Genomic DNA, 14,518 nt, shown 5'->3' with positions numbered 1-14,518 from the left:
GCGTTAGAAAATCTGGTATTGAGGGATCATGTTCGTCCCACGCCGCAGCCTGCCGCCGCTCAATGCGGTTCGCGCCTTCGAGGCCGCCGCGCGGCTCGGCAGCTTCAAGGAAGCCGCCGCCGAGCTCAGCGTCACCCATGGCGCCGTCAGTCAGCAGATCCGGCTGCTCGAGGAGTGGCTGGGCGCGCCGGCGCTGTTCCGTCGATCGGTGCGGCGCGTGGTGCTGACGCCGGCGGGCGCGGCGCTGTTGGCGGAGTTCGCGCCTGCGCTCGACCGGATATCGGCCGCCGTGCAGCAGCATCGCGAGCGGCGCGGCGACGCCGCGGTGGCGGTGTTGCGCGTCAATGCGCTCGCGACCTTCAGCCTGCGCTGGCTGCTGCCGCGGATGAGCCGGTTTCGCGCCGAGCACCCGGATATCGAGGTGCGCTTGAGCACGTCGAACGATCCGGTGGATGCGCTGCCTGACACATTCGACGTCGTGATCCGCGGCGGTCCGGATACGTTTCATGGCTTCTCGTCGCGCTTCCTGGTGTCGGAGCGGAGATTGCCGGTGTGCAGCCCGTCGCTGCTCGAACGACTACCGCTGCATGAGATCGCGGATCTCTCCAGGCATACGCTGCTGCATGTCACGTCGATGCCGCGGCTGTGGCGCGACTGGTTGACCGAGGCCGGGCATTCCGCGCTGGAGCCGGCGGCCGCGCTGACCTTCGATCATTTCTATCTGACCATCCAGGCTGCGCTCGATGGCCTCGGCGTTGCGATGGGGCCGACCGCGCTGATCTCGGACGATCTTGCGGCCGGGCGTCTGGTGACGCCCTTTCCGGCTATTAGCCTGCCGGCGCGGAGCTACTTCGCGTATTTTCCCGCAGGCCGCAGCAACGATCCGCACAGCGCGGTGTTCTGCGACTGGCTCGAGCAGCAGGGCCGGACGACGGGTTGATATTTTCGGTTCAAGCTGCCGACGGATCGTCGCCGTCGATTTCCTGCGGCAGGTCGATCACGACGCGGCCGCCGGCGAGATCGACTGTCGGCACCACGGCATTGGTGAAGGGCAGCAGCATCGTCGCGCCTTGCGGCGGGGCGATCTCGATGATGTCGCCGGCGCCGAAATTATGGATCGCGATCACCTTGCCGAGCGGCTGCTCTGTCGTCGTCACCGCGGCGAGCCCGATCAAATCGGTGTGGTAATATTCGTTGTCGTCGGTTTCCGGCAACCGGTCGCGCGGAACGTAGAGCTCGAGACCGTTGAGCCGTTCGGCGTCATCGCGGCTGGCGACGCCCTTCAGCGTCACCACCAGATGATCTTTGGCCTCGCGCGCATGCGTGACCTCGAACTGGCGCGTGCCGTCCTTGGTCATCAGCGGGCCATAGTCCTTCACGGCCAGCGGATCTTCGGTGAAGGTCCACAGCCGGACGGCGCCGCGCACGCCATGCGCAGCGCCGATACGGGCGACACAGACCGGTGCAGTCACCGTGGTCGCCGTTCAGCTTAAGCCTTGGCGGCGGCTTCGGCCTGCGCCTTGCGCTCCTTGCGCGGCACGGCCTTTTCCGGGTTGTTGCGCGCGGCGCGCTTGACGACGCCGGCGGCGTCGAGGAAGCGGGTGACGCGATCCGACGGCTGCGCGCCCTTGGCGAGCCAGGCCTTCACCTTGTCCATGTCGAGCTTCAGGCGGGCTTCGTTGTCCTTCGGCAGCAGCGGGTTGAAATGGCCGAGACGCTCGATGAAGCGGCCATCGCGCGGGAAGCGCGAGTCGGCGACGACGACGTGATAGACCGGACGCTTCTTGGTGCCTGCGCGAGCGAGGCGGATAACAACGGACATTTAGTTCTCCTTCAAAGGTCGATGTGTTCGATTGATTGGCATTCCGCGTCGCGCCGGCTGCATGTGAGCCATCGCGACGAATTCCTCATTTCTTCTTGCCCGGGAAACCGCCGAGGCCCGGCAGCATCGGCTTGCCGGAAAGGCCGGTCAGGCCCGGTACATTCGGCAGGCCGCCGCGCAGCCCGGCCGGCAAATCCTTCGGCAGATTGGGCAGACCGCCGCCGGCGCCACCCTGCATCTTCTCGGCGAGCGCCTTCATCTCCTCGGGCGAAGGCGGCTTCATGCCGCCGCCAAAGCCCATCGCCTGCGCGATGCCGGCGAGCGGGCCGCGCTTGCCGCTTCCCATGGCCTTCATCATGTCGGCCATGTTCCGGTGCATCTTCAGCAGCTTGTTGACCTGCTCGACGCTCTGGCCGGCGCCGGCCGCGATGCGCTTCTTGCGACTCGCCTTCAGGATGTCCGGATTCTTGCGCTCCTGCCGCGTCATCGAATCGATCACCGCGACCTGGCGCTTGATGATCTTGTCGTCGATGCCGGCCGCCGCGATCTGGTTCTTCATCTTGGCGATGCCGGGCATCATGCCCATCAGGCCGCCGATGCCGCCCATATTCGCCATCTGCTGCAGTTGTTCGCGCATGTCGTTGAGGTCGAACTGACCCTTGCGCATGCGCTCGGCGGTGCGCGCAGCCTTCTCGGCGTCGATGTTCGCCGCGGCCTTCTCGACCAGCGAGACGACGTCGCCCATGCCGAGGATGCGGCCGGCGATGCGGTTCGGATGGAAGTCTTCCAGCGCGTCGGTCTTTTCGCCGGTGCCGAGCAGCTTGATCGGCTTGCCGGTGACCGCGCGCATCGACAGCGCGGCGCCGCCACGACCGTCGCCGTCGACGCGCGTCAGCACGATGCCGGTGAGGCCGACGCGTTCGTCGAACGCGCGTGCGAGGTTGACCGCGTCCTGGCCGGTGAGAGAGTCCGCGACCAGCAGCACTTCATGCGGATTGGCGGCGGCCTTGATCTCGGCCGCCTCCTTCATCATGTCTTCGTCGAGCGTGGTGCGGCCGGCCGTGTCGAGCAGCACGACGTCGTAGCCGCCGAGCTTGCCGGCCTCCAACGCGCGCCGGGCGATCTGCGGCGGCATCTGGCCGGCGACGATCGGCAAGGTCGGAATGTCGAGGTCGCGGCCGAGCACCGCGAGCTGCTCCATCGCCGCCGGGCGGTAGACGTCGAGCGAGGCCATCAGCACCTTGCGCTTGTCGCGCTGGACCATCCGGCGCGCGAGCTTGGCGGTGGTGGTGGTCTTGCCGGAACCTTGCAGGCCGACCATCATGATCGGCACTGGCGGCACGGAGTTGATGTCGATGGTCTGGCCGTCGGAGCCGAGCGTGGCGACGAGCTCGTCATGGACGATCTTCACCACCATCTGGCCCGGCGTCACCGACTTGACGACGGTGGCGCCGATCGCCTGCTCGCGGACCCGGTCGATGAAACTGCGGACGACCTCGAGCGCGACGTCGGCTTCGAGCAGCGCGCGGCGCACCTCGCGCATCGCGGCATCGACGTCCTTTTCGGTCAGCGCACCGCGCCCCGTCAGACGATCGAGAATGCCACCAAGCCGTTCCGACAGATTGTCGAACAATGCCGTTGTCCTTCGTTGCGCCCGTGAGCGCGCTTCACTCGCCTCTCGTCATACTCCGCCAAAGCGGGGCATCCAGTACGCTGCGGCGTCCCGGTTCAATCCGAGCTGCCTCTGGGATACCGGATCACCTGCTTCGCGGGTGATGACCAGATAGTTTGCCTCGGCACCCTGCCAAGAAGATGGTCCAAACACTTTCGCGCCCGAGGGCGCATCGCGCTGTCGGGCGTTGGCCTCTGGCCTCCAGGACCAGTCGGCGGGTCGAAAAGACGGATCTTTCCGAGAAAGTCGCGGCGTTAAACGCTGCCGGGGCGGCAAAGTCAAGGAAAGTTTCGCCGCAATTCGCCCAGCTTAGACCATAATGCATTGAAATTGCTTCAGTTTTCCTTGCTGGTTCCGAATTCGGCATCGTCACCCATATAAGCGGAGCCTGCCTCCTGTTTGGGAACCCGCTTGCCGCTCATCACCCGCCGCCGCGTTCTCGCTAGCCTGACCGGAGCCGCCGCGGCAGTCGGCGTGCCCTCGATCTGGATGTCCCTGATGAAAACCTATGACGGCCCCGTCTCCGATCATTTCGACGGCCTGCACTTCTTCGATCCGGACGGCGCGCCGCCGAAATCGCTCGGCGAGGTGCTGCGCTGGCAGTTCGGCGGCGGCCGGCAGCGCGCGGTCTGGCCGGAATGGGCGCCGAGCCCCTATGCCGATACGCCGCCGGCCCGGATCGACGGCGACAAGGTGCGGCTTTGCTTCGTCGGCCACGCCAGCTGGCTGGTCCAAACCAGCGGGCTCAACATCCTGGTCGATCCGGTCTGGTCGATGCGGGCCTCGCCGTTCAGCTTGGCAGGGCCGAAGCGGCACAACGATCCCGGCATAGCTTTCGAGAAGCTGCCCAGGATCGACGTCGTGCTGGTGTCGCACGGCCATTACGATCATCTCGACGTTGCGACGCTGTCGAAGCTGACGACAGCGTTTGCGCCGCGCGTGATCACGCCGCTCGGCAACGACGTCACGATGCGCGCCTCCGATGCCGCGATCAAGGCCGAGGCGTTCGACTGGCATCAGCGTGTCGAGCTCGGTGGCGGCCTTGCCGTGACGCTGGTGCCGACGCGACACTGGTCCGCGCGCGGCCTGTTCGACCGCAACAAGGCGCTGTGGGCGAGCTTCGTGCTGGAGACGCCGGCCGGCAAGCTCTACATCGTCTGCGATTCCGGCTACGGCGACGGCCGGTATTTCCGCCGGGTTGCCGAGGCGCATGGTCCGCTCCGGCTCGCGATCCTGCCGATCGGCGCCTACGAGCCGCGCTGGTTCATGCAAGACCAGCACATGAACCCCGAGGATGCGGTGCAGGCGCTGGCCGATTGCGGCGCCGCCCAGGCGCTGGCGCATCACCACGGCACGTTCCAATTGACCGACGAGGCGATCGATGCGCCGGCGATCGCACTCACTGAGGCGCTCGACGCGGCCAAGGTGCCGCGCGAGAGGTTTGTGGCGTTGAAGCCCGGGCAGGTATTCGAGATTTGATCGTCGTCCCGGCGAAGGCCGGGACCCATTACCCCAACTATTGATTGCTGGGCGACGCTGGGGCCACGATTCCGTTCACAACTAAACTCAGTGGTAATGGGTCCCGGCCTTCGCCGGGACGACGTTAATTGGATGCCTTGAATTACTTCTCCTTGATCGCCCAGGAAACGGTCACATTCACCGTGAGCGTTTCCTCGCCCTGCGCGACCGGCGTGGGGGCGGCGAATCCTGCCGTCGCCATCTTGGCGCGGAACATCGGCACCGGCGCCGAGCCGACTTCCGCGATGTTCACGGGCGCGCCGAGCGTGACGCCGGCGGCCTTGGCGTAGATCTCCGCCTTGCGGCGGGCGTCGGCGATCGCCCGCTCGCGTGCGTCGTCGAGCAGCTTCGAGGCCTGCGACACCGAGAAATTGAGCCCGCCGATATCGTTGGCGCCGGCGCCCACCAGCACGTCGATGACGCCAGCGACCTTGCTCACATCGTGCAGCTTGATCGCGACGCGATTGCTCGCGTGGTAACCGACGATGCTGGGCGGGGCGTTCGGCGACGACGGCGGGCGGTTGGCGAATTGCGGCTGCAGCGACAGCCGCGAGGTCTGATAGTCCTTCTCCGCGATGCCGGCGCCCTTCAGCGCGGCCAGCACCTTGCCCATCGTCACGTTGTTGGCTTCGGTGGCCTCGCGTGCGGTCTTGCCGTCGGTAGTGACGCCGGCGTCGAGCTGCGCCTGGTCGGGCGCCGCCGACACGGTCGCCTCGCCGGTGACCGAGATCGCCGGCGGAAAGTCGCTGTCGGCGAGTGCGGGCGCAGCCAGCAGCGTGGTCGCGATGAGGGAGGCAGCTAAGGGGAGGCCGAGGGGGAGGCGATAGGTCATCTGGCTCACTTCAGGGGTACGTAGACGTTGATCACAAGCTTGTCTTCGGCGGTCTTCAGCGGATCGGTGATGTATTCCTCGATAAAGGTGTCCTTGGCTTCGAGCTTCTTGTCGTCGAGGTGATTGGTGATCGCCTCATAGGTGTTGTCCATGTTGTCGTAGGAACCGCGATGGACGAATTTCAGCGCCTTGCCATCGGGCGAATTGCCCATGCTCATGTTCTTGCCGAGGTTCTTGACGTCCTGGTCGACCGGGATTTCGGCGATGAAGGTGAAGCCGGTGTCGTCGGTCGAGGTGTAGACGATCATCGGATTGCCCGCTGCCTTGACGCCGTCCTTGTCGAGCAGCGCGGTGAGCTGCTTGAACGCCTCGATCAGCGCGTCGAAGGCCGAATCCCAGTTGGCCGTGCCCTTCAGCATCACGACCTTCTTCGGTTCCAGCGTGAACGGCTCGCCGAACGGGTCGGCGGTCTGCACCGGGGCGGCCGGCGGCGGCGTCGGGGACTGTGATGCGGCGGGGCCGTCGGCCGGCGACTTGGTCTCGGCCGGCGGGGGCACCGGCGTTGCCGATGGCGCAGGCGCAGGCGCAGGCGCGGGCGTTGGGCTCGGGCTTGCCGCCGGAGCGGGCGAGGCAGCCGGCGACTGGGCAGGCGCCGGGCTTGTCAGGGCGATCGCGGCCAAAGGGAGCAGCGCGACCAGGGCCGCGCGGAGCGTGTTGATACGGTTCATTCGGTATTCTCCATCCCCTTCCTCAAACGGCCGCTCGATCTGTCCCGGCGCGCGCGGTCCCTGAGGTGCGATATTCCTAACACGCGAGTTCTGCATTCGTCCCATGACAGATGTGTCATAGGGCTATTCAGACTGGCTAAGGGGCCACCACTCGCCATATAACCGGGCAGAATTTAGGAAAATCGATGAGCGCGCTCGCCAATCACGCATTCGCCAAGATGAATGGCATCGGCAACGAGATCGTCGTCGTGGACCTGCGCGATTCCAAAGCGCAGGTTTCGGCTGATGAGGCGCGCGCCGTGGCGTCGCCGGCCGGCGGCGTGCCCTATGACCAGCTGATGGTGCTGCAGCCGCCGCGGCTCGACGGCACGGAAGCGTTCATCTCGATCTACAACAATGACGGCTCGGAGGCCGGTGCCTGCGGCAACGGCATGCGCTGCGTGGTGCGGCGGATCTTCGAGAAGACCGGCCAGACCGCGGCGACGTTCCAGACCCGCGCCGGCCTGCTCAATTGCTGGCAGGGGCCGGCGCCCGATCTCTACACCGTCGACATGGGCGCGCCGAAGTTTGGCTGGCAGGACATTCCGCTGGCTGAGGAATTTCGCGACACCCGCTACATCGAGCTGCAGGTCGGGCCGATCGACAATCCGGTGCTGCATTCGCCTTCGGTGGTCTCGATGGGCAATCCGCACGCGGTGTTCTGGGTCGACGACGTCAATGCCTACGACCTCGAACGTTTCGGGCCGCTGCTGGAAAACCATCCGATCTTTCCGGAGCGCGCCAACATCACGCTCGCCCATATCGTCGATCGCGACCACATCACGATCCGCACCTGGGAGCGCGGCGCCGGCCTCACCAGGGCCTGCGGCTCGGCGGCCTGCGCGACCGCGGTTGCGGCGGCGCGGCTGAAGCGCGCTAACCGAATTGTCGAGATCACGCTGCCCGGCGGCAAGCTCGGCATCGAGTGGCGCGAGCGCGACGATCACGTGCTGATGACCGGCACCGCCGATTTCGAATATGAGGGCCGCTTCGATCCGGCGCTGTTCGCCAGCGTCGCCTAACCGTCATGGCCGTCGACGTCGTCACCTTTGGCTGCCGCCTCAACGCGTTCGAATCCGAAGTGATTCGTCGCGAGGCCGAGCAGGCGGGGCTTACCGACACCATCGTCATCAACAGCTGCGCCGTCACCAATGAGGCGGTGGCGCAGGCCCGGCAGTCGATCCGCAAACTGAAACGTGAACGCCCCGCCGCGCGCATCGTCGTCACCGGCTGCGCGGCGCAGACGCAAGCCGATATGTTCGCTGAGATGGCCGAGGTCGATCGCGTCGTCGGCAATGACGAGAAGATGCGAGGTAGCGCCTGGCAGGCGACGCGCGCGGCTTTCGATGCGCCGTTTGGTATCGATGCGAGCGAGAAGGTCGCGGTTGCCGACATCATGGCGGTGACGGAGATGGCGCCGCATCTGCTCGACGGCTTCGAGCGCGGCCTACCGCGAGTATTCGTGCAGGTGCAGAACGGCTGCGATCATCGCTGCACCTTTTGCATCATCCCCTACGGCCGCGGCAATTCGCGTTCGGTGCCGATGGGCGCGGTGGTCGATCAGATCCGGACGCTGGTCGAACGCGGTCACGCCGAGATCGTGCTGACCGGCGTCGATCTCACGAGCTATGGCGCCGATTTGCCGGGCGCGCCGAAGCTCGGCCAGTTGACCCGGCAGATCCTGCGCCACGTGCCCGAGCTGAAGCGGCTGCGCATCTCGTCGATCGACTCGATCGAGGCCGACCGCGACCTGCTCGATGTCATTGCCGACGACGCGCGGCTGATGCCGCATCTGCATCTGTCGTTGCAATCCGGCGACGACATGATCCTGAAGCGGATGAAGCGCCGGCATTCACGCCGGGACGCGATCGATTTCTGCGCGCAGCTGCGCCGGCTGCGGCCGGACATCGCGCTCGGCGCCGACATCATCGCGGGCTTCCCGACCGAGACCGAAGAGATGTTTGTGCGCTCACTCGATCTGGTCGCGGAATGCGATCTCACCTTCCTGCATGTGTTTCCCTATTCGCGACGTCCGGGCACGCCGGCGGCGCGGATGCCGCAGGTCGAGGGCGGGACGATCAGGGAACGCGCCAAGCGACTGCGCGCAGCCGGCGAAGCTGCGCTGCGGCGGCGGCTGGCCGCGGAGATCGGCGCGACGCGCGAGGTGCTGATCGAGAGCGACAGGCAGGGCCGCACCGAGCATTTCCTGCCCGTCGCGATCGATGGTGACGTGCCGGGCATGGTGCGTGCGATGTCCATCAGCGGACATGACGGCGTGCGTCTCACTGCATCGGTCGGCGACGTTCGTTGAGACGACGCTCTCCGCGTTATTTCGGGACGACGCGCCTCACCATTCTCTCGTCATTCCGGGGCGGTGCGCAGCACCGAACCCGGAATCCATTGAGCCGCATAACTCGTGGAAGAATGGATTCCGGGCTCTCCTTGGCGAGCCCCGGAATGACGGGGAGAGAATGTGGCCCTGCGGCAAATTAGCCCGACGGGCAAATTTCCGCTTCGCGTTTCACCCAACTCAGATGTTCAACATGTCCGTCTCACCGGATCGAGGGCGGATAGAAAGTTTGACCCACCGTCGCGCCAACAACCTCGATGTCATCCCTGCGAAAGCAGGGATCCATAACCACGAATGGTTGTTGTCGGGCGATGCCGGATCGACGAGTCCCGTTGACAATATCCGCTGCGGAGTATGGGTCCCTGCTCCCGTGCGCAATTGCGCACTAGGCAGGGACGACGACGGGAGAGGCCGCGGCCTCTCGGCTCAAGCACCGACGCCGCTAAGTACTGGATCAGCCACATGCGCGGGTGATGACACCGAGCCAGCTGTTTGACAGGTTAAATCGCTTCCAGTCGCGTCATTGCGCATGACGCCATCAGTGAGCGCGTCCGCCCGGCTTTGGCGGCTGCGACGCGCGAACTTGCCAGAATCGCAGCAGGCGATCGGCGTCTCCGCGGGTCATTTTCGTGAACTGGCTCTTCGCATGGGCGAGCTCGACAGGTCCCATCGACCCGGTCGCATAGCGGCATTCCATCACCGCGGCGGTGGTCTCCCAGCTCAGGCCGGCCGCCCGGCACGGCACCAGCAAGCCTTCGCTGCGCAGGCTTTGCATCAGGGAGCGGATCACCTCGATGCTCGATTGCGCAAGATCCGCCAGCGCAACAACGGTCTCTTCATATTTACGCTGCCTGGCGAAGCCGAGCAGCGCGGCCTGGTCGAGCTCGCCGCTGTCCTTCAGTCTTGCGACGTGGCGCTTGGCTGCAGTGAAATCGCGGACCTGCGACATGTCGCGCTCGACGCCGGCGGCGACCGCGGCGATCGCGTGCCGGATTTCCTCGTACAGATACGGCGGGGCGCGCTCCAGCAAACGGCCGCGGACCTCTTCCGTTGCCCGGCGCAGGAGCTGAAGCCGGAGCTCCGCCGGCAGGTCCGCGCGGATGCCGGTCTCGACTGCGAGGGTCGGATCGTGCTCGGCCTGCGCGAGGATGACGGCAAATCCGTCCGGCGATACCTTGGCGCCGGGATTGGTGACGAGGCGGTGGCTCACGCTTGCAAAGCGACGGGCCAGCAGCGCGTCGGTGACGACTTCCTTTAGCCACCAGCGGCCGGCGACGGCGAGCAGATGCTGCTCGCTCTTGGTCTGCGCGATCTCGACCAGATCCTCGGCACTGAGGCGTGAGGATTCCTGCAGCATCGGCCGCGCGATCCGGATCTCGTCGTTGCTGGCGAGGCGGCGAACGATCGCGGGCGGTGCCTGCGCGACCGGGGCGAGCTGCTCGCTGATCTCGGCAAGCGCCATCCGGGCGCTGATCTCGGCGAGCGCGCGCAGCTCGATGGTCTTGACCAGCCGTTCGAGCACATTGTCGAACAGTTCGATCTGCTCGCTGTTGAAGCTGCCGGCGGAGTGAAGGAAGAGATCAGTGACGCGCTTCGCCGTGGCGATGCATTTTTCGGCGGAGCCGGCGCGTATCGCAGCCTCGACCTGGTCGACAATTGCCTGCCCGGCAGTCAGCATTGCTCGTCCTGAGCCCGTCCCGATGTGCTTGTTCTAAGCCAGCTTGCAGCTCTATCGGGCGGACCTGAACGTTTCGTAAGGATAATGATCAGTAGAATCCCGGAGGAAGCTCTACACTTTGACGCGTTTTCTTTGCGCGAACCGGTATCCATCCCGCATCAAGTGCGGGACAGGCTTCGCTGGAAAACGCTCTACTCGCCGTTCCAGCCGCAGGCCTTGAGCCGCTCCTGCATGTGCGCCGGCGCCGGCGCGACGACGTGCACCGGGTCCTTGTTGCGGGAAATCGGGATGCCGATTTCGCGGGAATGCAGATGCAGGGTCGGCTCGCCGAAGCGCGGACCGTTGCCATAGATATTGTCGCCGACGATCGGCCAGCCCATCGCCGACGAATGCACCCGGAGTTGATGGGTGCGGCCGGTGACCGGCTCCATCGCGAGCCAGGTGAGGCCGTCGCCGCGTCCCAGCACCTTCCAGTTGGTGACGGCCTTCTGGCCATCCGGATCCGGCTTCTGCCACCAGCCGCGCTCGGCGTTGAGCCGGCCGAGCGGCATGTCGATGGTGCCTTCGTTCTCGGTGGGGCCGCCCTCGACCACGGTCCAGTAGGTCTTTGCGATCTTGCTGTGCTTGAACAGCAGCCCGAGCGAGGCGGTCGCCTTGCGGTGGCGTCCCAGGACGAGGCAGCCGGAGGTGTCCTTGTCCAGCCGATGCGCCAGCACCGGCGGCCGCGGCAGGCCGAACCGTAACGCGTCGAACGAGGCCTCCAGATTGGGGCCGCCCTTGGGCCCGCGATGCACCGGCAGGCCCGCCGGCTTGTCAATGACCAGCATCAGTCCGTCGCGGTGGAGCACCCGGCCTAGGATTTCTTCCGCGGTCAATTGGGGAACATCGATCAATTCGTCGAGACTTTCGTTTGTGGGCCGAAACGGCTAACACGTCCGCGTCATGAACGATACCACTGCGGGAACTCCCAAACAGAGCTGGTGGCAGCGGCTGAAAGGCGGCCTGAAGCGGACCTCGAGTTCGATCGGGACCGCGGTCGCCGACCTCGTCACCAAGCGCAAGCTCGATTCTGCCATGCTTGATGAAATCGAGGATGTGCTGCTGCGCGCCGACCTCGGCACCGATGTCGCGGTCCGCATTGCGGAGGCGGTCGGCAAGGGCCGCTACGACAAGGCGATCTCGGCCGACGAGGTCAAGGACGTCGTTGCGACCGAGGTCGAGAAGGTGCTGGCGCCGGTGGCCAAGCCGCTCGAGATCGATGCGACGCTGAAGCCGTTCGTGATCCTGGTCGTCGGCGTCAACGGCTCCGGCAAGACCACGACGATCGGCAAGCTGGCCGCGAAATTCTCCACCGAGGGCCGCAAGGTGATGCTGGCCGCTGGCGACACCTTCCGCGCCGCGGCGATCGAGCAGCTCAAGGTCTGGGGCGAGCGCACCAAGTCTCCGGTGATCGCCGGGGCCCAGGGCTCCGATTCGGCAAGCCTCGCCTTCAGCGCGCTGACCGCGGCAAAGGAGCAGGCGCGCGACGTGCTGCTGATCGACACCGCCGGCCGGCTGCAGAACAAGTCCGAGCTGATGAACGAGCTCGAAAAGGTCGTGCGCGTCATCAAGAAGGTCGATGCGTCGGCGCCGCATGCGGTGCTGCTCGTGCTCGACGCCACGGTGGGACAAAATGCGCTGTCGCAGGTCGAGGCATTCCATCGTACGGCAGGCGTCACCGGCCTCGTGATGACCAAGCTTGACGGGACGGCGCGCGGCGGCATCCTTGTCGCGCTGTCGGAAAAGCACAAGCTGCCGGTGCATTTCATCGGCGTCGGCGAAGGCGTCGAGGACCTCGCGCCCTTCACGGCGAAGGATTTTGCCAAGGCGATTGCCGGGATCGAGAATTAATGGACAAGACCCAGCCACATCCGCTGTTCAAGCTTGCGACCGAGCTCGGCCCGCTGCTCGTGTTCTTTGTCGCGAACGCCAAGTACCATCTGTTTGTGGCTACGGCTGCGTTCATGGTCGCGATCGTGGCGGCGATGATCGCGTCCTATGTGGTGACCAAACACGTGCCGATCATGGCGCTGGTGACCGGCGCGATCGTGCTGGTGTTCGGCACCCTGACCTTGGTGCTGCACGACGAGACCTTCATCAAGGTCAAACCGACCATCATCTACGGCCTGTTCGCGGCCGTGCTCGGCGGCGGGCTGCTGTTCGGCCGTTCCTTCATCGCCGTGATGTTCGACCAGATGTTCAATCTGACGCCGCAGGGCTGGCGTATCCTCACCATGCGCTGGGCGCTGTTCTTCGCCGGCATGGCCATCCTCAACGAGATCGTCTGGCGGACGCAGACCACGGATTTCTGGGTGAACTTCAAGGTGTTCGGCGTGACGCCGCTGACCATGGTCTTCGCCATCGCCCAGATGCCGCTGACCAAGCGCTATCATCTGGAGCCGGTCTCGCTGGAAACCAGCGAGGCGGAAGCCGGCGACCTGCGAAAGTAAATCCGAACGCAGCGCGGGCGATTGCGCCGCGCTGCGTCCGACGCTTCGGAGATCAAGCCTTCAGAGCTCAGCTCTTCTGCTTGGCGACGATCTTGTCCTTGATCTTGTCGTAGGTCGCCTGCGGCAGGATGTTCTTCTGCACCAGTTCATCCTTGCCCTTGTAGGGGCGACCCTTGATGATCGCGGCCGAATAGGCCTTGCCGACACCAGGCAGTGCGTCGAGCTGGTCGGGGCTGGCGCTGTTGATGTCGAGCAGGTCGTCCTTCGCCATTCCCGTCGTCTTCAGATCAGGGGCCGCCGCTTTCGGCGCTGGCGCCATGTGGCTCTCGGACTTGGCGGCTGGCGCGGCCGGCTGCGGCGACTGGGCCATCGACGGCGTGGCCGTCATCAGGCCGAGCGTGAGTGCGGTAGCAAGAAGTGAAGCGAGCGTGGTCTTGCGCATATGTCCTCTCCGAGGAATGAGTGAAGTCACGCCATGGAGTTAGGGTTGCGTTCGTGGCGTCGCCGTGGCCGTGAAATGAACCGCAGATAAACCCGTCGAAGTATTATGCCGCAGGTGTTTTCTCGCGTCGTTCATGCTCGATTCATGTTCGCGAGTCGCGGCGTGCCGATGCGGTTACGGTCTCGCGCGCAGCGCCTTCTCGATCTCGGCCTTGAGCACGGTGTTGACGTTGTCCGGCGTCACCGGGCCGACCAGCTTGTAGACGATCGTGCCTTCGCGTCCGACCAGGAAGGTCTCGGGCACGCCATAGACGCCCCACTCGATGGAGGCGCGGCCGTTGCCGTCGACGCCGACGATGCCGAACGGATTGCCATAGCGGCCGAGGAAGCGCCGCGCATTCTCGGGCGAGTCCTTGTAATTGATGCCGATGATCTGGAAGCGCTTGTCCTTGCCGAGCTCGGTCAGCAGCGGCGCCTCGTCATGACACGGCACGCACCAGGACGCCCAGACGTTGACGATGCTGACCTTGCCCTTGAAGGCCACGGGATCAAGGCCGGGGACGGGCGCGCCGTCCTTCACGAGGCCGTCGAGCGCGGGCAGGGCGGTCTGCGGTGCCGGCCGGCCGATCAGTGCCGACGGGATTTTCGAGGGATCGCCGCCATAGAGCCGCAGCAGGAACAGCCCGGCAAGCCCGAGGAAAACCACCAGCGGCAGCACCACCAGCAGGCGGCGGGCTTGCGGCGGACTGTTGGTCGCCTGATCGCTCATCGAATATCCGCCGCGCTGCGGCCGGAGCGGCGCGTGATGCCGCTGGCCTCGATCTCCTTCAGGCGCGCCTGTTGCCGGCGATAGTCGGCGACGATCCAGACGATCAACAGCAGCACGACCACTGCGACCAGCGCATAGGACGTCACGATGAAAGAGGCGTAGGGACCAAGCGACATCGTG

At 65.5% G+C, this 14,518-nt stretch carries 16 protein-coding genes; 6 read left to right on the top strand and 10 right to left on the bottom strand.

Annotated elements, in window-relative coordinates; translation table 11 throughout:
* Nucleotides 1-28 precede the first annotated feature (28 nt).
* Nucleotides 29-940, top strand: a complete 912-nt coding sequence (gene gcvA / locus Q0030_RS27520) for a transcriptional regulator GcvA (RefSeq protein ID WP_298374183.1) — start codon at nt 29-31, stop codon at nt 938-940.
* A gap of 10 nt (nt 941-950) precedes the next feature.
* On the opposite strand, the gene rimM is transcribed toward gcvA, so the two are convergent.
* From rimM to ffh, 3 genes are all read right to left on the bottom strand, one after another.
* Entirely contained in the window at nt 951-1,472 is a 522-nt protein-coding gene (gene rimM, locus Q0030_RS27515; protein ID WP_298374181.1) for a ribosome maturation factor RimM, read from the bottom strand.
* Nucleotides 1,473-1,489: 17 nt separating this feature from the next.
* On the bottom strand, nt 1,490-1,822 hold the full coding sequence (rpsP, locus tag Q0030_RS27510; protein WP_050402543.1) for a 30S ribosomal protein S16: 333 nt from the start codon (nt 1,820-1,822) through the stop codon (nt 1,490-1,492).
* A gap of 85 nt (nt 1,823-1,907) precedes the next feature.
* Nucleotides 1,908-3,455, bottom strand: a complete 1,548-nt coding sequence (gene ffh, locus Q0030_RS27505) for a signal recognition particle protein (RefSeq protein WP_298374173.1) — start codon at nt 3,453-3,455, stop codon at nt 1,908-1,910.
* Nucleotides 3,456-3,905: 450 nt separating this feature from the next.
* On the opposite strand from ffh, the gene Q0030_RS27500 reads away from it, so the two are divergent.
* Nucleotides 3,906-4,973: an MBL fold metallo-hydrolase gene (locus Q0030_RS27500; RefSeq protein ID WP_298374170.1), complete on the top strand. Its 1,068-nt coding sequence runs from the start codon at nt 3,906-3,908 to the stop codon at nt 4,971-4,973.
* A 142-nt stretch (nt 4,974-5,115) separates the two neighbouring features.
* Here Q0030_RS27500 and Q0030_RS27495 read toward each other — a convergent pair whose 3' ends face one another.
* Both Q0030_RS27495 and Q0030_RS27490 read right to left on the bottom strand, forming a co-directional pair.
* Nucleotides 5,116-5,844: an SIMPL domain-containing protein gene (locus tag Q0030_RS27495; protein ID WP_298374168.1), complete on the bottom strand. Its 729-nt coding sequence runs from the start codon at nt 5,842-5,844 to the stop codon at nt 5,116-5,118.
* 5 nt (nt 5,845-5,849) lie between these two features.
* The gene (locus Q0030_RS27490; RefSeq protein ID WP_298374166.1) at nt 5,850-6,572 is read right to left on the bottom strand and encodes a GyrI-like domain-containing protein; all 723 of its coding nucleotides are present in this window, start codon (nt 6,570-6,572) and stop codon (nt 5,850-5,852) included.
* 185 nt (nt 6,573-6,757) lie between these two features.
* On the opposite strand from Q0030_RS27490, the gene dapF reads away from it, so the two are divergent.
* Both dapF and mtaB read left to right on the top strand, forming a co-directional pair.
* On the top strand, nt 6,758-7,633 hold the full coding sequence (gene dapF, locus Q0030_RS27485) for a diaminopimelate epimerase (protein ID WP_298374164.1): 876 nt from the start codon (nt 6,758-6,760) through the stop codon (nt 7,631-7,633).
* A 5-nt stretch (nt 7,634-7,638) separates the two neighbouring features.
* Nucleotides 7,639-8,922 carry a tRNA (N(6)-L-threonylcarbamoyladenosine(37)-C(2))-methylthiotransferase MtaB gene (gene mtaB / locus Q0030_RS27480; RefSeq protein ID WP_298374161.1) on the top strand — a complete coding sequence of 428 codons (1,284 nt, stop codon included), beginning with the start codon at nt 7,639-7,641 and terminating at the stop codon, nt 8,920-8,922.
* Nucleotides 8,923-9,499: 577 nt separating this feature from the next.
* On the opposite strand, the gene Q0030_RS27475 is transcribed toward mtaB, so the two are convergent.
* Both Q0030_RS27475 and Q0030_RS27470 read right to left on the bottom strand, forming a co-directional pair.
* Nucleotides 9,500-10,639 carry a DUF2336 domain-containing protein gene (locus tag Q0030_RS27475; RefSeq protein ID WP_298374159.1) on the bottom strand — a complete coding sequence of 380 codons (1,140 nt, stop codon included), beginning with the start codon at nt 10,637-10,639 and terminating at the stop codon, nt 9,500-9,502.
* A 191-nt stretch (nt 10,640-10,830) separates the two neighbouring features.
* Nucleotides 10,831-11,532 (bottom strand): RNA pseudouridine synthase, encoded by a 702-nt coding sequence (locus tag Q0030_RS27470; RefSeq protein ID WP_298374156.1) that lies wholly within the window; start codon nt 11,530-11,532, stop codon nt 10,831-10,833.
* Nucleotides 11,533-11,581: 49 nt separating this feature from the next.
* Between Q0030_RS27470 and ftsY the strand changes: the two genes are divergently transcribed.
* Nucleotides 11,582-12,529, top strand: a complete 948-nt coding sequence (ftsY, locus tag Q0030_RS27465; protein WP_298374153.1) for a signal recognition particle-docking protein FtsY — start codon at nt 11,582-11,584, stop codon at nt 12,527-12,529.
* The gene (locus Q0030_RS27460) at nt 12,529-13,128 is read left to right on the top strand and encodes a septation protein A (RefSeq protein WP_298374150.1); all 600 of its coding nucleotides are present in this window, start codon (nt 12,529-12,531) and stop codon (nt 13,126-13,128) included. Before ftsY ends, Q0030_RS27460 begins: the two co-directional genes overlap by 1 nt.
* Before the next feature lie 67 nt (nt 13,129-13,195).
* Here Q0030_RS27460 and Q0030_RS27455 read toward each other — a convergent pair whose 3' ends face one another.
* The 3 genes from Q0030_RS27455 to ccmD all read right to left on the bottom strand — a co-directional run bounded on the left by Q0030_RS27455 (nt 13,196) and on the right by ccmD (nt 14,514).
* Complete coding sequence (locus Q0030_RS27455) at nt 13,196-13,570, bottom strand: helix-hairpin-helix domain-containing protein (RefSeq protein ID WP_298374147.1); 375 nt, start codon at nt 13,568-13,570, stop codon at nt 13,196-13,198.
* A 174-nt stretch (nt 13,571-13,744) separates the two neighbouring features.
* Nucleotides 13,745-14,338, bottom strand: coding sequence for a DsbE family thiol:disulfide interchange protein (locus tag Q0030_RS27450; protein WP_298374145.1), 594 nt, complete (start codon nt 14,336-14,338; stop codon nt 13,745-13,747).
* The gene (gene ccmD / locus Q0030_RS27445) at nt 14,335-14,514 is read right to left on the bottom strand and encodes a heme exporter protein CcmD (RefSeq protein ID WP_298374142.1); all 180 of its coding nucleotides are present in this window, start codon (nt 14,512-14,514) and stop codon (nt 14,335-14,337) included. The genes Q0030_RS27450 and ccmD overlap by 4 nt, the downstream gene beginning before the upstream one ends.
* Nucleotides 14,515-14,518 lie beyond the last annotated feature (4 nt).

Origin of the sequence: uncultured Bradyrhizobium sp., from assembly GCF_947648125.1 — a bacterium.
Lineage (GTDB): Bacteria > Pseudomonadota > Alphaproteobacteria > Rhizobiales > Xanthobacteraceae > Bradyrhizobium.
The sequence above is the reverse complement of the archived record's forward strand: the minus strand, read 5'-3'. Positions and strand labels throughout refer to the sequence as shown.